Origin of the sequence: Limnohabitans sp. Jir72, from assembly GCF_003063575.1 — a bacterium.
Classification (GTDB): Bacteria; Pseudomonadota; Gammaproteobacteria; order Burkholderiales; family Burkholderiaceae_C; genus Limnohabitans_A.
This window is the reverse complement of the sequence record NZ_NESC01000001.1, coordinates 177,077-194,946: the sequence shown is the minus strand read 5'-3', so window position 1 is coordinate 194,946 and position 17,870 is coordinate 177,077. Positions and strand designations below refer to the sequence as shown.

At 59.5% G+C, this 17,870-nt stretch carries 19 protein-coding genes and 1 tRNA gene; 7 read left to right on the top strand and 13 right to left on the bottom strand.

The features are described from left to right. Nucleotides 1–96: 96 nt before the first annotated feature. Entirely contained in the window at nt 97–1,008 is a 912-nt protein-coding gene (locus B9Z52_RS00780) for an LD-carboxypeptidase (RefSeq protein ID WP_108412324.1), read from the top strand. A 34-nt stretch (nt 1,009–1,042) separates the two neighbouring features. Here the strand turns inward: B9Z52_RS00780 and B9Z52_RS00775 are convergent, their stop codons facing one another. The 6 genes from B9Z52_RS00775 to mltG form a co-directional block, all read right to left on the bottom strand. Continuing rightward, nucleotides 1,043–1,609 (bottom strand): hypothetical protein, encoded by a 567-nt coding sequence (locus B9Z52_RS00775; protein ID WP_108411963.1) that lies wholly within the window; start codon nt 1,607–1,609, stop codon nt 1,043–1,045. A gap of 267 nt (nt 1,610–1,876) precedes the next feature. Then, a complete protein-coding gene (locus B9Z52_RS00770) occupies nt 1,877–2,464 on the bottom strand; it encodes an ankyrin repeat domain-containing protein (RefSeq protein ID WP_369907777.1) in 588 nt (195 codons plus the stop codon). A gap of 106 nt (nt 2,465–2,570) precedes the next feature. Then, on the bottom strand, nt 2,571–3,380 hold the full coding sequence (locus B9Z52_RS00765) for a TatD family hydrolase (protein WP_108411961.1): 810 nt from the start codon (nt 3,378–3,380) through the stop codon (nt 2,571–2,573). A gap of 3 nt (nt 3,381–3,383) precedes the next feature. Beyond that, entirely contained in the window at nt 3,384–4,388 is a 1,005-nt protein-coding gene (locus tag B9Z52_RS00760; protein WP_108411960.1) for a DNA polymerase III subunit delta', read from the bottom strand. Then, nucleotides 4,385–5,026, bottom strand: coding sequence for a dTMP kinase (gene tmk / locus B9Z52_RS00755; protein ID WP_108411959.1), 642 nt, complete (start codon nt 5,024–5,026; stop codon nt 4,385–4,387). The genes B9Z52_RS00760 and tmk overlap by 4 nt, the downstream gene beginning before the upstream one ends. Before the next feature lie 88 nt (nt 5,027–5,114). Continuing rightward, complete coding sequence (gene mltG, locus B9Z52_RS00750; RefSeq protein ID WP_233251785.1) at nt 5,115–6,128, bottom strand: endolytic transglycosylase MltG; 1,014 nt, start codon at nt 6,126–6,128, stop codon at nt 5,115–5,117. Nucleotides 6,129–6,275: 147 nt separating this feature from the next. Between mltG and B9Z52_RS00745 the strand changes: the two genes are divergently transcribed. The 5 genes from B9Z52_RS00745 (at nt 6,276) to prmB (ending at nt 11,726) form a co-directional block, all read left to right on the top strand. Then, nucleotides 6,276–7,205, top strand: a complete 930-nt coding sequence (locus B9Z52_RS00745) for a folate-binding protein YgfZ (protein ID WP_108411958.1) — start codon at nt 6,276–6,278, stop codon at nt 7,203–7,205. A gap of 99 nt (nt 7,206–7,304) precedes the next feature. Further along, nucleotides 7,305–8,279 carry a tripartite tricarboxylate transporter substrate binding protein gene (locus B9Z52_RS00740; protein ID WP_108411957.1) on the top strand — a complete coding sequence of 325 codons (975 nt, stop codon included), beginning with the start codon at nt 7,305–7,307 and terminating at the stop codon, nt 8,277–8,279. 188 nt (nt 8,280–8,467) lie between these two features. Beyond that, the gene (dapC, locus tag B9Z52_RS00735) at nt 8,468–9,682 is read left to right on the top strand and encodes a succinyldiaminopimelate transaminase (RefSeq protein ID WP_108411956.1); all 1,215 of its coding nucleotides are present in this window, start codon (nt 8,468–8,470) and stop codon (nt 9,680–9,682) included. 2 nt (nt 9,683–9,684) lie between these two features. Continuing rightward, nucleotides 9,685–10,848, top strand: coding sequence for a succinyl-diaminopimelate desuccinylase (dapE, locus tag B9Z52_RS00730; RefSeq protein WP_108411955.1), 1,164 nt, complete (start codon nt 9,685–9,687; stop codon nt 10,846–10,848). Further along, entirely contained in the window at nt 10,845–11,726 is an 882-nt protein-coding gene (prmB, locus tag B9Z52_RS00725) for a 50S ribosomal protein L3 N(5)-glutamine methyltransferase (RefSeq protein ID WP_108411954.1), read from the top strand. The genes dapE and prmB overlap by 4 nt, the downstream gene beginning before the upstream one ends. Here the strand turns inward: prmB and B9Z52_RS00720 are convergent. Beyond that, nucleotides 11,713–11,895 (bottom strand): hypothetical protein, encoded by a 183-nt coding sequence (locus B9Z52_RS00720; protein ID WP_108411953.1) that lies wholly within the window; start codon nt 11,893–11,895, stop codon nt 11,713–11,715. The two genes, prmB and B9Z52_RS00720, sit on opposite strands and share 14 nt — an antisense overlap. Between B9Z52_RS00720 and B9Z52_RS00715 the strand changes: the two genes are divergently transcribed. Then, the gene (locus tag B9Z52_RS00715) at nt 11,894–13,897 is read left to right on the top strand and encodes an ABC-F family ATP-binding cassette domain-containing protein (protein WP_108411952.1); all 2,004 of its coding nucleotides are present in this window, start codon (nt 11,894–11,896) and stop codon (nt 13,895–13,897) included. The genes B9Z52_RS00720 and B9Z52_RS00715 overlap by 2 nt on opposite strands. Before the next feature lie 72 nt (nt 13,898–13,969). On the opposite strand, the gene B9Z52_RS00710 is transcribed toward B9Z52_RS00715, so the two are convergent. The 6 genes from B9Z52_RS00710 to tolB form a co-directional block, all read right to left on the bottom strand. After that, nucleotides 13,970–14,221: a hypothetical protein gene (locus B9Z52_RS00710; protein ID WP_108411951.1), complete on the bottom strand. Its 252-nt coding sequence runs from the start codon at nt 14,219–14,221 to the stop codon at nt 13,970–13,972. A gap of 93 nt (nt 14,222–14,314) precedes the next feature. After that, nucleotides 14,315–14,390: transfer RNA gene (locus B9Z52_RS00705), tRNA-Lys, on the bottom strand. A 44-nt stretch (nt 14,391–14,434) separates the two neighbouring features. After that, complete coding sequence (locus tag B9Z52_RS00700) at nt 14,435–15,214, bottom strand: ThiF family adenylyltransferase (RefSeq protein ID WP_108412322.1); 780 nt, start codon at nt 15,212–15,214, stop codon at nt 14,435–14,437. Between the two features lie 11 nt (nt 15,215–15,225). Beyond that, the gene (gene ybgF, locus B9Z52_RS00695) at nt 15,226–15,990 is read right to left on the bottom strand and encodes a tol-pal system protein YbgF (RefSeq protein WP_108411950.1); all 765 of its coding nucleotides are present in this window, start codon (nt 15,988–15,990) and stop codon (nt 15,226–15,228) included. Nucleotides 15,991–15,995: 5 nt separating this feature from the next. After that, nucleotides 15,996–16,529 carry a peptidoglycan-associated lipoprotein Pal gene (gene pal, locus B9Z52_RS00690; RefSeq protein WP_108412321.1) on the bottom strand — a complete coding sequence of 178 codons (534 nt, stop codon included), beginning with the start codon at nt 16,527–16,529 and terminating at the stop codon, nt 15,996–15,998. 31 nt (nt 16,530–16,560) lie between these two features. After that, entirely contained in the window at nt 16,561–17,832 is a 1,272-nt protein-coding gene (tolB, locus tag B9Z52_RS00685; protein WP_233251784.1) for a Tol-Pal system beta propeller repeat protein TolB, read from the bottom strand. Nucleotides 17,833–17,870 lie beyond the last annotated feature (38 nt).

Sequence of the window (17,870 nt, the reverse complement as noted above, 5' to 3'; positions counted from 1 at the left end):
TCCAACAACAATGGCATCGCCCACGGGGTGGGTTCTAACAACAATGGCATCGCCCACGGGGTGGGTTCCGACTGCATCACCATTCAACTCAAAAACATGGCCCACATTTACATTTTTTCCCCCTCCAGCGCGGTGCGCGACAAAGCCGCTTTTCGCCGTGGCGTGAAGCGCCTGCAAGCCCAAGGCCATGAAGTCGAGGTGGACGAAACCGCTTTGGACAGCCACATGCGCTTTGCGGGCGACGACGCCACACGCATCGCCGCCATCCATCGTGCCGCAGTCAGCGGGGCCGATGTGGCGATGATCTCGCGCGGCGGTTACGGCCTCACGCGCATCCTGCCTGCCTTGCCCTACAAAGCCATTGCCAAAGCCATCGACGGCGGCACGCAGTTTGTCGGTCTGAGTGACTTCACAGCCCTTAACCAAGCGGTGTATGCCAAGACCGGACGCATCAGCTGGCAAGGACCTGCATTGGGCGAAGACTTTGGTCCAAGCCAAGATCCCGACGACATCATGCAAGCCTGTTTTGACGACCTGCTGCTGGAGCAGGGCGAGGGCACAGGTTGGCAACTGCCCAAGCTTGAGGCCGAGCGCCGCGTGCTGGTGAAAGACGCGACGCTGTGGGGTGGCAACCTGACCGTGCTGACATCGCTGCTGGGTACGCCGTACTTTCCGCATGTCAAAGGTGGCGTGCTCTTTCTTGAAGACGTAGGCGAGCACCCTTACCGCATCGAGCGCATGCTGACGCAGCTGCTGCACGCGGGTGTACTGACCCAACAAAAAGCGGTGCTGATTGGCCAATTCACCAACTACAAGCTGGTGCCTGCCCACGACAAGGGCTTCAAGCTGGCCACTGTCGTCGACTGGTTGCGCAGCCAGATCAAGGCCCCCGTGCTCACCGGTTTGCCTTTTGGCCATGTACAGACCAAGGTGCTGCTGCCCGTTGGGGCCAAGGTGGATTTGGTCACCGAAGGTCGTGATGCGCTGATGGTTTGGGGCCACATTTAAGTCCGATTTGGTTACCGTGTGCCCGAGGCATTGGTCAATGCACCAGATCTTCGATGGCATCCACCACCATGCTGGAGCCTGCCGTGATCAGCAAAATATCGGAAGCAACCCGCACATACCTGTAACCTGGGGGTGCCATACCCAGGCTGAGCGCAACCGAACGAGGTACCTCGTAATAGACCACGCCCGCTGGCAGTGGATAGCCGCGTCGCCATATTTTTGCCTGACCTGGCGGCATGCAGCCATTGCCTTTTTTGGCCAATCCAGGCGGGCAAAAGCCCCTATTTTCCGGCCGTTCGTAATATTCACGAGCCGCTTCACGGTGGTGCTCCCGGAAATATGTGCCGATCTGCACAGGGCCGTTGTAGGTTGGCGAACGCATGCCTTCATGCGGACCATCTGCATGATTTGCTCCGGGTTGTGTGCGGGGTCTGCCTTGCTGGTGTTCCTTGCGCAATTCCAGTTGTCGATCGGCATGCATGTCTTTTTGACTGTTTTCGTATCGGCCGTGCTCGGCAGATTGAGCCCCTGCGGGCTCCAGCATCCAACAAGCTTGAGTCACCGCTAACAGTGCCGCAATGATGCTGTTTGTATTTTTCATTTCCAAATCTCCTTGTGCTGTCCCAAGCTGTGTCATCACAGATCTTTGTGAACAAGTACAAGGGTATTTTTTCAATGCAGCGATGTCGGTGCGCTCACGCGCATTTCATGCGCTGGCAGTCCATGACTGCGTGATTCACCAACCGATCCCGGTGCGACGTTTGAGTCCCCATTAGTAACTTAACATAATATACATCGTGCGAATCCAAAGTGGCAGCTTGAGCAAGCAAATACAGTGCTGCGCCATCTGGAAATGGCCCAAGTGTGCTCACCGCTTGGGCGGTACAGAGGAAATCCCCGTGGTCGGATTGGACAAGTTCGCAGGCGCACTCAACAACAGCATTGCGTCTTTGCGGCTGGCTTGCTTGGCAAAGTCCAGTGCTGTCATGCCAAGCAGGTTTTTGAGGTCACGGTCGGCCCCTTGTGCCAAGAGCAACTGGACCACCTCCGGCGTGCCGTACATGGCCGCCATCATCAAGGGCGTGGTGCCGTTGGGTGATTCTGCATCGATGTAGGCGCTGTGGTCCAACAACAACTGGGCTATCCCAGCATGGCCACCGCTGGCAGCGTAATGCAAAGGCGTCCAGCCGGTTTTGTTCACATCTGCATCGCGCCAGATCAGCAGCTCAACAAGGCTCTTTTGACCGCGCAGTGCGGCCAACATCAAAGGGCTTTCGTCCTTGTCATTTCGCAGTTCAATTTGGGTTTGGGCAAGCCGGATCAAAGCTTCGGCCACCTTGGGCGATGGCGCTTGAAGTGCCAGCACCAAAGCCGACTGACCGCGCTCATCCAAGGTGTTGGGATCAAAACCACGCTGGAGCAAAGCCTGAACGGCCTGCAAATCATCGAGCTTCACGGCTTTGAAAAAGTCGTCGTAAGAACCCGCATGAGAAAAGAGTATTTGAAATAAAAACCCAGAAAAAACAATGGACTTTTTAAGAAAATTAAAGTTAAACATCGATTCAGGAGGCGATCACGCGTGAAAACAGTCGGTCAAAATTGGCGCTGGTCAAAGCCCCTATGCGCTCAGCGGTAGAGCCACGAAGCTCGGCCAATTGCTGCGCCACAAAGGGCACATAAGAAGGGTTGTTCAGCTTACCCCGGTGTGGCACAGGTGCCAAATACGGGCTGTCGGTCTCGATCAACAAACGGTCATCGGGCACGAACTTGGCCACCTCACGCAAATCGGCGGCCGTCTTGAAGGTCAAGATGCCAGAAAACGAGATGTAAAAACCCAGGTCCAGCGCTGCCCGAGCCACCTGCTGGCTTTCGGTGAAGCAGTGGAACACGCCTCCCGCGCTCCCCGCCCCCCCAGTCTCGCCCTCTTCTTTCAGGATTGCAATGGTGTCATCCGATGCCTGGCGCGTGTGGATCACCAAGGGCAATGCCGTTTGGCGCGCCGCCCGAATGTGCGTGCGAAAACGCTCGCGTTGCCACTCCATATCGGCCACAGTGCGACCGCCCTTGCGTTCATCCATTTGGTAGTAATCCAGGCCGGTCTCACCAATCGCCACCACTTTGGGGCGCGCCGCGCCGTCCAGCAGGTCTTGCAAGCTGGGTTCAAGCACCCCTTCGTTGTCGGGGTGCACACCCACAGTCGCCCACATGTTGTCGTGGGCAAGCGCCAGATCATGCACTTCGTTGAATTTTTCCATCGTGGTGCAGATGACAAGTGCGCGGGTCACCTGGGCAGCCTGCATGGCCTGCTGGATGCTGTCGAGCTGACTCATCAGCTCGGGGAAATTCAGGTGGCAATGGGAATCGGTGTACATGGTTCAGCCCTTGGACATCAGGGTTTGTTGGGCATCGGCGGTCAGCGCTTCGAGCATCAGACCGCCATTGAAAGGGTGTTCGGCCGTGCGGGCCGATTGCATCAGCCGCTTGAACCAATCGGTCAGTACCACCACCGACGCTTGGCTCGGCGGCAATTGGGCCACGTCAAAAAAGCGCGGCGCAGCGCCCGACTGGCGCAACACCAAGTCGTGGCAAAGCTTTTGCAAAGCATCGATGGCTTGCGCGGGGCTCAAATCCGACAAATGCCGGGCATCGCCTTGACGCATGGCCTTGGGCAGCGCCGCCCACCAGTCGGGCGACAAGCCGGCCTCGGCCTGGCGCAGCACATCGGTGGGGCGGCCGCCCGCACTGCGCAGCAAAGCCTGCGCCACATCGGCAGGCACGCCCTGCTCGGTCAACCAGGTCATGGCCTCATCTGCCTCGGGCCACTTCATGGTGTGGGCCAAGCAGCGGCTGCGGATGGTGGGCAGCAACAAATGGCTGGCCTCGGTGGCCAGCACAAAACGCACATCGCCGGGCGGCTCCTCCAGCGTCTTGAGCAAAGCATTGGCGGTGATCGTGTTCATGCGCTCGGCCGGAAACACCAGCACCGCCTTGCCGCGTCCACGCGCATTGGTGCGTTGTGAAAACTCCACCGCCTCACGCATCGCGTCCACTCGGATCTCTTTGCTCGGCTTGCGGGCTTTCTTGTCGATCTCGTCCTGGGCCTTTTCCGACAAAGGCCAGCCCAGCTCAAGCATCACCGTCTCGGGCATCAGCACCGCCAAGTCGGCATGGGCGCGCACCGCAATCGCGTGGCAGCTGGGGCAATCGCCACAAGCGCCATGGGCGCTGGGCTGTTCGCACAACCAAGCCGAGACCATCGCCAGCGCCAATTCGTACTGGCCCAAACCCGAGGGCCCTTGCAACAACCAAGCATGGCCGCGCTGAGCCAACAAATCGGTGGCCTGTCGGGCAATCCAGGGCGCGTTCACCACGACTCTCATGCGGCACTCCGCTGCAACCAGGGCGTCACCACACGGGCCACATCGGCACCCACCGCCTCGCGGGTCTGTGCGGCGTCAATGCGGGCAAAACGCTCGGGCATCTCGGCTTGCCGACGGGCATAACCGGCACGCACAGCGGCAAAAAAATCGACCGGTTGAGACTCAAATTTGTCTGGCACCCGGGCCGAAGCCAAGCGCTCGGCCGCAATCAGCGGGTCCAGATCAAACCACACGGTCAGGTCGGGTTGGCGCAAGCTGCCATCGGGCAAGGCCTGCACCCTGCGCTCCAGCTGGACCAGCACCTGCCAGTCAAAGCCACGCCCGCCGCCTTGGTAGGCAAAGGTGGCGTCGGTAAAACGGTCGCACAGCACCACATCGCCCCGGGCTAACGCAGGCTCAATCACCTGCACCAAATGCTCACGGCGTGCGGCAAACATCAACAGCGCCTCGGTCAGCGCGTCCATGGGCTCATGCAAGACCAGCTCGCGCAGCTTCTCAGACAAAGTCGTGCCACCGGGCTCGCGGGTGAGCACCACCGCCCTCCCCGCCTGGCGGAAGAACGCGGCCACGGACGCCACGTGCGTGGACTTGCCCGCACCGTCGATGCCCTCAAAACTGATGAATGTGCCGCGTGTCATAGAGATGTGAAGTGAATTGTCGATTGTCGCAGGTGCCGACCCCCCGTGGGAGCGGTCACAGACTGCGATAGGGTCTTGTCAACACCGGTTACTTCTGCCCCCGCTGGAACCGGTTGACCGCGCGGTTGTGCTCGTCCAGCGTGGCGCTGAAATGGCTGCTGCCATCGCCCTTGGCCACGAAATACAGCGCACGCGTATCGGCCGGCTGAACAGCGGCCAACAAAGACGCCTTGCCCGGCATGGCAATCGGCGTGGGCGGCAAGCCAGCGCGCGCATAGGTGTTGTAAGGGGTGTCGTAGCGCAAATCGCTGCGGCGCAAATTGCCGTCAAACGAAGCCCCCAAGCCATAAATCACAGTAGGGTCGGTCTGCAGCATCATGCCGATGCGCAAGCGGTTGTTGAACACCCCCGAAATCTGCGGCCGGTCCGAGGCCTTGCCAGTTTCCTTCTCGACAATGCTGGCCAAAATCAAAGCCGCTTCGGGCGACTTGACCGCCGTAAGGGGGAAGCGGATTTGCCAGACCTTGTCCAACTGCCTGTCCATCGCCTTCATCGCCCGCTTGAGCACTGCCAGATCGCTCGAGCCTTTGGCGTAGCTGTAGGTGTCCGGGAAAAACCGGCCCTCAGGGTGTACCCCAGGCCGACCCAATTGCGCCATCAAGGCCTCATCGTCCATGGACTGGCTGTCGGCTTTGAGCTGATCGGCCCGGGCCAAGGCCTGGCGCAGCTGACGGATGTTCCAGCCCTCCACCAGCGTCAGGGTGCGAAGGCTTTCTTCGCCCCGCACCAGCATGGCCAAGAGGCGAATCGGCGTGGTCTGTGCATTGAACTCGTAACTGCCCGCCCGCATCTGGCGTGACTGGCCCGACACTCGGAACCAGGCATACAAAGCCATGGGCGGCACATCGGCACCGGCGTCCACAGCCAACTGGGCCATGGCTTTGGGCGAAGTGCCGGGCTCTATCGACAAGTCAAACACCGCATCTGCAGGTGTCCCTGCCACGCGAGAGCCCATGGGCTGGTGCAGCCAAAAAAAAGCCGCCGCCGCCAAGGTGCCGGCCAGCGACAACAACACCCCCACCACTTTGAACAAACTTTTGATCACCCGAAGCCTTCAAAAATGCCCGTAAAAATGGCCACACCAGACCGAACCCAACTCGGCTTGATCATAATTCAGGCATCGCCCGCCCCATAGGGGCAACACGAACAAAACATGCCCCAAATAAACAAACCCCCAACAAGCCAAGACATGGCCCTCCAGCTCAACGGCCAAGCCCCCTTGCCTAACTTGGGTGTGATCCAGGCGCAGGGCGAAGACGCCGCCAACTTCTTGCACAACCAACTGAGCAACGACGTCTTGCTGCTGCCCGTTGGCCAATCGCGCTTGGCCGCTTTTTGCTCGGCCAAAGGCCGCATGCAAGCCAGTTTTGTGCTCATCAAAACCGCGCCCGACACTGTGCTGCTGGTCATGCCGCAAGACTTGCTGGCCCAAACACTCAAACGCCTGTCCATGTTTGTACTGCGCGCCAAAGTCAAAATGACCGACGCCACCGCGCAATGGCAACTGCGCGGCCTGCTGGGCGAGACCGCCCAAGCGGTGCTGGCAGGCGCCGCGGCTTGGCAAACGGTTGCGACCGATGGCGCACTCACCGTGGCGCTGTACCCTGCGGTGTTGGGCGACACCCGAGTCGCTCGGGCCCTTTGGGTGGCACCCACGGGCCCTGCCACACCAGCGGGCACCGAAATAAGCACCGAAATCTGGCAATGGACCGAGGTCATGAGCGGCGTCGCCTTGATCAGCCAAGCCGTCTATGAAGCCTTCGTGCCACAAATGCTCAACTACGAATCGGTCGGCGGCGTCAACTTCAAAAAAGGCTGTTACCCCGGCCAGGAAGTCGTGGCCCGCAGTCAATTCAGAGGCACCCTCAAACGCCGCGCCTACTTGGTCCATGCCGATGCCCCGCTGCAAAGCGGACAAGAAGTCTTCCACACCAGCGACACAGACCAAGCCTGCGGCATGGTCGTCGCTGGAGCGGCCTGCCCCACAGGCGGCTTTGATGCCATCGTCTCCATGCAAACCATTGCCGAAACCACACCCGGACAACTCAATGCCCTCAGCCCCACAGGCCCGGTGCTGACACGCCAACCCTTGCCCTACCCACTGCTCGAAGACATCTGAAAACGGCGCAAGCTTGTTGCTGCGACAGGCTGTCAAAGGGTTTTCACCATCAGGGGCTGGCATGCAAATCTCTAAAGTGGCAACAAAGGAGCCATTTGCATGAAATTCCCCCTCGCACAAACCCTGTCCAGCGCCCTGCTGATCGGCCTCATGGCACTCCAAGCCACCAGCGCACTGGCACAGACCTACCCCGCCAAGCCCATCCGCTTGGTCGTGACCTTCACGCCCGGCGGCGCGCCCGACATTCTGGCCCGGCTCTTCAGCGAAAAAGCCCAACTGGGCCAACCCGTCATCATTGACAACAAACCCGGCGCGGGCGGCAACATCGGTGCCGACATCGTGGCCAAATCCCCCGGCGACGGCTACACCCTGGTCATGGGCACGGTGGGCACGCACTCGATCAACGGAGCGCTTTACGACAAGATGCCCTACGACATGGTGAAGAACTTCTCTCCCATCTCGATGGTCGCCTCGGCCCCCAACTTGTTGGTGGTCAACAACGACCTGCCCGTCAAAAGCGTGCCCGAGCTGATCGCATACATGAAGGCCAACCCCAACAAACTGTCGTTTGGCTCGCCTGGCACCGGCACCTCGGTGCACGTTTCGGGCGAATTGTTCAAATCCATGACCGGCACCAGCATGACCCACGTGCCCTACAAAGGCCGTCAGTTCGCCATCCCGGACCTGGTGGGCGGCAGCATCCAGCTGATGTTTGACAACATGCCCTCGGCCCTGCCCATGGCTCGTGACGGCAAAATCCGCGCCTTGGCGCAAACCACCGCCAAACGCTCCCCCGCCGCGCCCGATGTGCCGACCATGGCCGAATTTGTGCCCGGCTTCGAGGCCACCACCTGGTTTGCCATGTTTGCACCGGCCAACGTGCCCAAGCCGGTCATCGACAAACTCAACGCCGAAGTCGTCCGCGTCTTTCGCCTGCCAGAAGTTCAAGACCGCCTGAAAACCCTGGGCCTTGACCCCGTGCTGTCCACGCCCGAAGAACTGGCCCGATACCAAGCGGTTGAAATCACCAAATGGGCCAAGGTCGTCAAGGAGTCGGGGGCGAAGGCGGAATAATCACAGCGTCGCAGGAGCCGCACCATGCGTGCGGATGTGTTGATCCCCAAAGGATGCGGTGTTTCGACACTGACCTGCCGCCGCTGCGCGTGGTCACCAGCGCAAAGGTCATGCCTGCCGCTTGCAGGTGGTGGCGGTTTTCTGTACATCCTGCGCCAGCACCCCGTTTGATCCGGGATAATCGAGGGATGAATCCCCTTCTTGCCAAGCTGCAGCCCTACCCTTTTGAACGGCTCAAACAGCTGTTTGCCAGCGTCACGCCCAACCCAGCCCTGCGCCACGTCAGCTTAGGCATTGGCGAGCCCAAGCACGCCACGCCCGCCTTCATTCAGGAAGCGCTCAAGGCATCAGTCGCCAACGGCTTGTCGGCCTACCCGGCAACAGCGGGCGAGCCTGCATTACGCAAGGCTTGTGCCGCCTGGCTGCAAACCCGTTACAGCCTGACGCTCGACCCAGCCACGCAAGTGTTGCCGGTCAACGGCTCGCGCGAAGCCCTGTTTGCCCTGACGCAAACCGTGATCGACCCGACCCGACCCGGGGCCACGGTGGTCAGCCCCAACCCTTTTTATCAAATCTACGAAGGCGCGGCCTTGCTGTCTGGCGCAGAGCCGTATTACGTGCCCAGCGACCCGGCGCGCAACTTTGCCAACGACTGGGACAGCGTGCCTGCCGATGTCTGGGCACGCACACAGCTGTTGTTTGTTTGCTCGCCCGGCAACCCCACGGGCGCAGTCATGCCGCTGACGGAATGGGCCAAGCTCTTTGCCTTGTCCGACCAGCACGGCTTTGTGATCGCGTCCGACGAGTGCTACAGCGAGATTTATTTCCGAGAAGAAGCGCCCTTGAGCGGTCTGGAAGCCGCCCACCAGCTGGGCCGCACCGATTTCAAACGCCTGATCGCCTTCACCAGCCTCAGTAAGCGCAGCAACGTGCCTGGCCTGCGCAGCGGCTTTGTCGCCGGAGACGCGGCCATCATCCAACAGTTTTTGCTGTACCGCACCTACCACGGCAGCGCCATGAGCCCGGTGGTGCAAGCCGCCAGCATCGCCGCCTGGGGCGACGAAAGCCATGTGGTGGACAACCGCAACCAGTACCGCACCAAGTTTGCCCAGGTCACACCCGTGCTGGCCGAAGTGCTGGACGTGAAGCTGCCCGACGCCAGCTTTTACCTGTGGGCCGGTGTGCCTGCCGGCTGGCAAGGCGACGACGCAGCCTTTGCCAAGGCGCTGTACGAAAAAGAACACGTCACCGTGCTGCCGGGCAGCTATCTGGCGCGAGAGTTCAAGGGCTTCAATCCTGGCCGTGGCCGCATCCGCATGGCCTTGGTGGCCGAAACCGCCGAATGCCTGGAAGCGGCCGAGCGCATCGCCCGCTTTGTGCGTGCCCACCCGAGCAAGCCTTGACCATGAGCACCTGTCACGACACCCTGCGCCTGGCTGAGCAGCTGATCGCACGCCCCTCCGTCACGCCCGACGATGCGGGCTGCATGGATGTGATCGCCGACGCTTTGAAGCCTCTGGGCTTTGACTGCGAATTCGTGGACTCCGGCCCCGAGACCTTTCGCGTGCGCAACCTCTGGGCCAAGCGCGCTGGCACATCGGGCCAAACGCTGGCTTTTGCCGGTCATACCGACGTGGTGCCCACCGGGCCGCTGACGCAATGGGACAGCGACCCTTTCACGCCCACCCACAAGGACGGCAAACTGTTCGGGCGCGGCGCGAGCGACATGAAAACCTCGCTGGCAGCCATGGTGGTGGCGGTGCAAGAATTTCTGGCAGCCAACCCCAACCCGGCTTTGGGGCTGGCCTTCTTGCTGACCAGCGACGAAGAAGGCCCGGCGCTCGACGGCACAGTGGTGGTTTGCGACAAGCTCAAAGAACGTGGCGACGCACCACAGTTTTGCATCGTGGGTGAACCGACCTCTGTGCAACAAACCGGCGACATGATCAAAAACGGCCGACGCGGCACCATGAGCGGCAAACTTACCGTGAAGGGCGTGCAAGGCCACATCGCCTACCCGCACCTGGCGGACAACCCCATCCACCGCCTGGCACCTGCGCTGGCGGAGCTGGTGGCCATCCGCTGGGACGAAGGCAATGCCTTTTTCCCGCCCACCAGCTGGCAGGTGAGCAACATCCACGCGGGCACCGGCGCGAGCAATGTGATCCCCGGTGACTGCGTGGTGGACTTCAACTTCCGCTTTTGCACAGAATCCACACCCGAGAGCCTGCAGCAGCGCCTGAGCGCCGTGCTCGACCAACATGGGCTGCAGTACGATTTGAAATGGACCATCGGCGGCTTGCCGTTTTTGACCACGCCCGGCACCTTGGTCGCGGCGATTCAAAAAGCCATTGCCGACGAAACAGGCCTCAGCACCGAGCTGTCCACCACCGGCGGCACCAGCGACGGCCGCTTCATCGCCCAGATCTGCCCGCAGGTCATCGAATTCGGCCCGCCCAACGCCACCATCCACAAGGTCAACGAACATGTGGCCTTGACCGACATCGCGCCACTGAAAAACATCTACCGCCGCACACTGGAACAACTCAACCTGGGCTTGTCCGCATGAGCGCCATGACTTTGTCTGCGCTGATTGGTCAATCAGCAGCCCGACTGGAAAACGCCGAGGTGGCTTTTGGCCACGGTACGCTCAACGCCTTTGACGAAGCCGTCTGGCTGGTGCTCTGGCGTCTGGGCCTGCCGCTGGACACCGATCTCCATGATGTGGCTGATCAAGCCGTGACACCAGAACAGCAAGCTTCATGCGCCGCTCTGATCGAAGAGCGCATCGCCACCCGTCAACCCGCCGCCTACCTCACGCGTGAAGCCTGGCTGCAAGGCGTGTCGTTTTACATCGACGAGCGCGCCATTGTGCCGCGCAGCCTGATCGCCGAGGTGTTGGCCGATGGCACGATCGACGCCTGGCTGAGTGAGCAAACTCAGCAAGTACTGGACCTGTGCACCGGCAACGGCAGCCTGGCCGTGTTGGCGGCGCTGGCCTGGCCCGAGGTGCAAGTCACCGGGGCCGACATTTCTGACGATGCGCTGGCCGTGGCCGCCATCAATGTGGCGCGTCATGAATTGCAAGAACGCGTGACGCTGGTGCACAGTGACGGCTTGAGCAACTTGCCCGGCCCGTTTGACCTGATCCTGTGCAACCCGCCTTATGTGTGCCAAGCCAGCATGGACGCGCTGCCCGCCGAATACCGCGCCGAGCCCGAACTGGCGCTGGCCGGTGGCACAGACGGCATGGACTTTGTGCGCCAGTTGTTCAAGGATGCACCAGCATGCATGAGCGAACATGCAGTGCTGGTGCTGGAGATCGGCAACGAGGCAGAACACTTCATCGCGGCTTTTTCCGAACTCGAAGCGACCTGGCTCGACACGAGTGCGGGCGACGATCAGGTTTTGCTGGTCACCCGGGAAGCCCTGCTTAAGCGCCGATAATTCGAGCCTCACCACCGGAAATCGCTGCCATCCACTGAATGTCATCCCCGCGCACGCGGAGATCCATGTCAGCGCAAACAGCAATATCTCCAATGCCCTGAATTCCCGCCTGCGCGGGAATGACAAACAACTTGCCCCACCGGAATCCCTCCGGACATTGCTTTTTCATGATCAACCTCAAAAACGTCACCCTTCGACGCGGCACCAAAGTGCTGCTGGACCAAGCCTCGGTCACCCTCAACCCGGGGGAGAAAGTCGGCTTGGTCGGGCGCAATGGCGCGGGCAAATCCACCTTGTTTGCGTTGTTCAATGGCACCCTGCATGAAGACGGGGGCGACTTCGAGATGCCAAAAGCCTGGCGCATGGCCCAAGTGGCGCAGAACATGCCCGAGACCGACCAGCCCGCATCTGATTTTGTGCTGGAGGGCGACACGCGCCTGGCCGAGCTGCGCCAACGCTTGGTGCTGGCCGAAGAAAGTGGCGACGGCATGGAAATGGCGCACGTCTACACCGACTTGGCCGACGCGGGCGACCACGACGCCCTGCCCCGCGCCGAAGCCTTGATTTTGGGCTTGGGCTTTCGGGTGGACGAACTGAACAACCCGGTCAACAGCTTCTCGGGCGGCTGGCGCATGCGCTTGCAACTGGCCCGTGCACTGATGTGCCCGTCCGACATCCTGATCCTGGACGAGCCCACCAACCACTTGGACTTGGATGCCTTGGTCTGGCTGGAAGCTTGGCTGCAGCGCTACGCGGGCACCATGATCGTGATCAGCCACGACCGGGAGTTTTTGGACGCGGTGACCGATGTGACGCTGCACATCGACCACGCCAAACTGACCCGTTACGGCAGCAACTACAGCGGCTTTGAAATCCTGCGTGCCCAGCAGATGGAATTGCAACAAGCCTCGTTTTCCAAGCAGCAAGACAAAATTGCCCACCTGCAAAAGTTCATCAACCGCTTCAAGGCCCAGGCCAGCAAAGCCAAGCAGGCCCAAAGCCGGGTCAAGGCCCTGGAGCGCATGGAAAAAGTGGCCCCTCTGCTGGCCGACGCCGAATTCACCTTTGGTTTCAAAGAGCCCAACAACCTGCCCAACCCGATGCTGGCCATCAGCGATGCGAGCTTTGGCTACACCGTGGACGATGCGCCCAAAGCCATCTTGCAAGGGGTCAGCAAATCGGTGCTGGCCGGGCAACGCATCGGCATTTTGGGCGCGAACGGCCAGGGCAAATCAACGCTGGTCAAGACCATTGCCCGCACCATGCCGCTGCTGGCGGGCACGCTGACCGAAGGCAAGGGCCTGAACATTGGCTACTTCGCCCAACAAGAGCTGGATGTGCTGCACCCCAACGACAACCCACTGGAGCACATGATCCGCTTGGCCAAAGAGCTGGGCAGTGGCGAGCCCAGCCGAGAGCAAGACCTGCGCAACTACCTGGGCACCTTCAACTTCTCAGGCGACATGGTCAAGCAGGCCGTGGGCACCATGAGCGGCGGCGAAAAAGCCCGTCTGGTGCTGGCCATGATCGTGTGGCAGCGCCCTAACCTCTTGCTGCTGGACGAGCCCACCAACCACCTGGACTTGGCCACACGCGAAGCGCTGTCGATGGCGCTCAACGAGTTCGAAGGCACCGTCATGCTGGTCAGTCACGACCGCGCTTTGTTGCGCGCCGTGTGCGATGAGTTCTGGATGGTGGGCCGAGGCAAGGTCGATCCATTCGATGGTGACTTGGACGATTATCAAAAGTACTTGCTGGAAGAATCCAAGCGCCTGCGCGAAGAGGCCAAAAATTCAGCCAAAGACTCGGCCAGCAGCACCTTGGCGGTGCCTGCCGAAGTCGCTGTGCCCGCAAAAGTGGCAGCGCCTGCGGCTGCTTTACCGATTGTGCAGCCTTCTGCCAGCAGTGCAGAGCAACGCAAGCTCGATGCGCAACGTCGCCAGCAATTGGCCGCGCAAACCCGTCCGCTCAAAAAAGAGTTGGAACAAAACGAGCAGCGCACTGTTGTGATCGAAAAAGAAAAAGCTGCGCTTGAAGCGCAGTTGAGCACACCCCTTACACCCGCCGAAATCGCTGAAGCTGGCCGCCGCCTGAAGTCCTTGAGCGATGAAGTGGCCTCGCTGGAAGAGCGTTGGCTGGAGCTGTCGTCCTTGCTGGAAGCTGCGGCTTAAAAACGCCAAGCAACATGAAAAAACCGGGCACCCTTGGGGGTTGCCCGGTTTTTTTCATAGTCAGCACAAAGCTCAGCCACCAACCACAGACCAGCCAGCGTGTTGATCGGCCTTGTTGTTTTCATATTCCCAACTGGTGCCGCAGCGGTCACAGCGGTAGCGTGTGATGGTGACTGTGCCACTGTCACGCAGCTCTTTATGGTTGGCACCTTGCACGAGTTCAGCGTGACCAGGCGCGCGCCGCCAATTGCGTTGGATGCCTGAGCACGGCTCGCAAAGGGTCATCTTTTTCAGTTCATTTTGGATGTTCAATTTGGCGGACATGTCGGGGTTCTTTCGGTCAAAACGTGACGCAAGGCAGAGAATATCGCCAATGAAAAAAGCACTTTGTATTCACATACAAAGTGCTTTTTGGATTGGTGGGACCAGCGGGGGTCGAACCCACGACAAACGGATTAAAAGTCCGCTGCTCTACCAACTGAGCTATGGTCCCTTTGCTGCTGTGACCTGCACTGCAGCAAGACTCAAATTATAGCGTTATTTTTTGTCCTCGCCGGGACGTGTGGCTAAAAAATTCAAAATTTCTGCCGCAGCGCACATGCCAAAAGTCGCGGTGACGCTGACCACCGATCCATAGCCATGGCAGTTGAGAGAGCCATCGCCATCGACTGCGCAGGAGGCATCTGGAGGTGCGACTGATTCACGACTGAAAATACCTTGAACGCCCATGCGCTTGTCACCTCTGGCGGCCCCATGGTGTTTGCGCAAGCGATAGCGCAGCTGTGCCAGCAAAGGATCGTGCGTGATTTTTGACAAATCATCCACATCTACTTTGTGCGCCAACCGTTTGCCACCCGCTGCGCCCACGGTGATGAATCCAATTGGATGGCGCAATGCCCAATCGGCCATGCTGACTTTGGCCGTGACTTGATCGCAGGCATCTATGACGGCATCGGGTATCGCGGGCAGCAGCGACGGCCAATTTTCGGGCGATACAAAATCATCCACCGCATCGACTTGGCACTGCGGGTGAATCAAGGCAATGCGTTCACGCATGGCTTGCACCTTGGCTTGGCCGGCGGTGGACATCAGCGCATGAATCTGGCGGTTGATGTTCGATTCGGCAATGTGGTCCATATCGACCAAAGTCAGGCGAGCAACGCCACTGCGCGCCAAGGCCTCAGCAGCCCATGAACCCACGCCGCCCAGGCCGACCACCACCACGTGAGCTTGTCGAATGCGCTGGGCTCCGGTCATGCCATACAGGCGCTGCAAGCCTCCAAAGCGGCGTTGCGCTTGATCTTCGTTCAAATCCATGGTGATGCCGCTCACCGCATCCGGGCAATGCGTTCGCGTGCGGTGCTTGCCGCTTCGGATGCGGGATAGGCCTTGATCAAATCTTCGAGCGATTTGCGCGCACCCTTGCTGTCTTTGAGTTCAAGCTGCACATTGGCAATTGCCAGCAAAGCTTCGGGTGCACGCGTGTGCCCAGGCGCAAGGTTGAGCATCTGCTGGAAATTCGCCATAGCCTCTTTATTGGCCTTCGTCGCGTACTGTGCATTGCCCAGCCAGAACAAGGCGGAAGGCGCATAGCCACTTTTTCCATAGCGATTCAGGAACTGAACCAATGCAGATTGAGCCGACACAAAATCACCTTGGCGGAAAATCTCCATGGCTGCTTCATATTCACGCTTTTCAGCCGGTTCCGCCAGAAACTCTCGACCATCCACGGAAACTTTGATGGGCTCAAGTTTGCGAATGCGCTCATCCACACCCGCAGCCACGTCCTTTTGCCGCTGCTGAATCTCAGAAACATCGCGCACAAGATTCTCTTGAGCACCACGTGTTTGAGACACATCATTGCGAAGGGCCTCGATTTGAGACTGCAGGTCAAGCATGGACTGGCGCAATTGTGCGTTTTCGTCGCTCAAATTCTTGTTGGTCTGCTCAAGCCGTTGGCGCAAGTCCAGGATGGCACGTCGAGCCTCATCGTCATCAAACAAAGCCGCTTGAGCAGTCCCTGTCAATGTCAAAAAGGACAGAGCGCAAACAAATCGGCACAGGGTACCGGTGAAATTCAAGGACGAACTCATGGCGATCAGTAACGGATTTCAACGCGGCGATTCTTCGCCAAGTCTGCATCAGAGGAGCCCATGGCCGCAGGCTTTTCCTTGCCATAGCTGACGGCTTCGATTTGCGCATCGGATACACCCAGCAAAGTCATCGCTTGGCGCACAGCCTCGGCACGTTTTTGACCCAGCGCCAAGTTGTATTCACGTCCGCCACGCTCATCGGTATGACCCTCCAGCGAAGCTTTGCGCTGTTGGTTGGACTTGAGGAATCGTGCATGCGTTTCAATCAATGGTCGGGCTTCAGCACGGACCACATAGCTGTCGTAATCGAAATAAACGACCGTGCCCACGCCTGCGGGTCCAACGCCATCACCTGATTTACTGCTCAATACACCTGCAACACCGTTTTGGCCCGCGCCTATGCCCTGGCTGTTGGCACCAGAGGCACCTGTAGACGTTGCAGACTTGTCTTCCACCGGAACATCCTCAAGTCGTACGCCTGACGCACAACCTGACAGCAGTGCAACCATCAACAAACCCGCCCAGATACTCTTTTTCATCATCCACCTCATTTATAAAAAAACAGAAATTTTATTTCCGCAATGGGCCCCAATGGGGCTCACGGATATCGCCACCTTGCCCCGATAAGCGTGCTTTGATGCGCCCATCCAAGGTCGTCGTCATCAAGGCTTCTTGGCCTTGCTGCAAAGTGGCATACATCAGCAAGCGGCTATTGGGTGCAAAGCTCGGTCGTTCATCAGCCGAAGTATCGGTCAATGGCGTGACTTGTCCCGTACCCAAGTCCATCAAATGCAGGCGAAATGACGATCCACTGCGCGCCACATAAGCCAGCCAGCGGCCATCCGGGCTAAGCGCCGGTGAAATGTTGTAATTGCCCGCAAAGGTCACCCGCTCGGCGGGCCCGCCTTGTGAGGGCATGCGGTAAATCTGTGGACTGCCGCCTCGATCGCTGACAAAAAACAAGGTGCCGCCATCGGCAGAAAAGCTCGGCTCGGTATTGATGCTGCCTGTATGGGTCAATTTTCGGGGTTCCCCACCCTTCAACTCGATGCGAAACAGCTGTGATCCACCGTCACGGCTGAGTGTGGCGACCAAAGATTGACCATCTGGTGCCCAGGTCGGGGCACTGTTGGACCCCTTGAAGTTGGCCACAGCACGGCGTTGCCCAGATGCAAGCTCGTGCACATACACCACGGGTTTGCGCGATTCAAACGAGACATAAGCCAAATGGGTGCCCGAGGGTGCCCATGAAGGTGAAATGACGGGTTCCGGGCTGCTCAAGGCCGCCTTGGCACCCTCACCATCGGAATCAGCGATCCATAAGGTGTAGCGCCCCGAAGATTTGGTCACGTAGGCAATTCTCGTAGCGAACGCGCCTTGCCCACCTGTCAATTGCTGGTAAACCCAGTCGGCAATGCGGTGCGCAGACAAACGAAGATCAGCCGCCACCACGGTTTCACGAAAGTCGGATTTTTCCTGCCCTTTGACCGCGTCCCACAATCGAGCACGAATGTCCAGTCGGCCATCGGCCAAGCGCGTGACCGAGCCGGCCAATAAAGCCTCTGTTGAGAGTTGACGCCACACGGTCCAATCTGGGCGGCTGATTTCATCCAGCTGAGTACCGCCGGCAGGCAAGCCCTTGAATTGCCCACTGCGCTCTAGGTCTGCCTGAACAATGCTTGAGATTTTTTGGAGTGACTGGGCTTCCCCCTTGAATGGGGCAATGACCACGGGCAATTGCGTCATGCCAACACCCGTGACTTCCACTCGAAATTGTGCCCATGCAGGCGCTACAAGACACACCAAAGCGGTCAGCTCAAGCCATCGGATCGAGCGCACCATTCGGACAAAAAAACGTTTCATTTTCAGCACAGTGACCA

What these genes read in the sequence shown, in the direction of transcription:
- B9Z52_RS00780 (WP_108412324.1), top strand. Translation starts at nt 97, where the DNA reads ATGGCCCACATTTACATTTTTTCCCCCTCCAGCGCGGTGCGCGACAAA.
- B9Z52_RS00775 (WP_108411963.1), bottom strand. Translation starts at nt 1,609, where the DNA reads ATGAAAAATACAAACAGCATCATTGCGGCACTGTTAGCGGTGACTCAA.
- B9Z52_RS00765 (WP_108411961.1), bottom strand. Translation starts at nt 3,380, where the DNA reads ATGTACACCGATTCCCATTGCCACCTGAATTTCCCCGAGCTGATGAGT.
- B9Z52_RS00760 (WP_108411960.1), bottom strand. Translation starts at nt 4,388, where the DNA reads ATGAGAGTCGTGGTGAACGCGCCCTGGATTGCCCGACAGGCCACCGAT.
- tmk (WP_108411959.1), bottom strand. Translation starts at nt 5,026, where the DNA reads ATGACACGCGGCACATTCATCAGTTTTGAGGGCATCGACGGTGCGGGC.
- B9Z52_RS00745 (WP_108411958.1), top strand. Translation starts at nt 6,276, where the DNA reads ATGGCCCTCCAGCTCAACGGCCAAGCCCCCTTGCCTAACTTGGGTGTG.
- B9Z52_RS00740 (WP_108411957.1), top strand. Translation starts at nt 7,305, where the DNA reads ATGAAATTCCCCCTCGCACAAACCCTGTCCAGCGCCCTGCTGATCGGC.
- dapC (WP_108411956.1), top strand. Translation starts at nt 8,468, where the DNA reads ATGAATCCCCTTCTTGCCAAGCTGCAGCCCTACCCTTTTGAACGGCTC.
- dapE (WP_108411955.1), top strand. Translation starts at nt 9,685, where the DNA reads ATGAGCACCTGTCACGACACCCTGCGCCTGGCTGAGCAGCTGATCGCA.
- prmB (WP_108411954.1), top strand. Translation starts at nt 10,845, where the DNA reads ATGAGCGCCATGACTTTGTCTGCGCTGATTGGTCAATCAGCAGCCCGA.
- B9Z52_RS00715 (WP_108411952.1), top strand. Translation starts at nt 11,894, where the DNA reads ATGATCAACCTCAAAAACGTCACCCTTCGACGCGGCACCAAAGTGCTG.
- B9Z52_RS00720 (WP_108411953.1), bottom strand. Translation starts at nt 11,895, where the DNA reads ATGAAAAAGCAATGTCCGGAGGGATTCCGGTGGGGCAAGTTGTTTGTC.
- B9Z52_RS00710 (WP_108411951.1), bottom strand. Translation starts at nt 14,221, where the DNA reads ATGTCCGCCAAATTGAACATCCAAAATGAACTGAAAAAGATGACCCTT.
- B9Z52_RS00700 (WP_108412322.1), bottom strand. Translation starts at nt 15,214, where the DNA reads ATGGATTTGAACGAAGATCAAGCGCAACGCCGCTTTGGAGGCTTGCAG.
- ybgF (WP_108411950.1), bottom strand. Translation starts at nt 15,990, where the DNA reads ATGAGTTCGTCCTTGAATTTCACCGGTACCCTGTGCCGATTTGTTTGC.
- pal (WP_108412321.1), bottom strand. Translation starts at nt 16,529, where the DNA reads ATGAAAAAGAGTATCTGGGCGGGTTTGTTGATGGTTGCACTGCTGTCA.
- tolB (WP_233251784.1), bottom strand. Translation starts at nt 17,832, where the DNA reads ATGGTGCGCTCGATCCGATGGCTTGAGCTGACCGCTTTGGTGTGTCTT.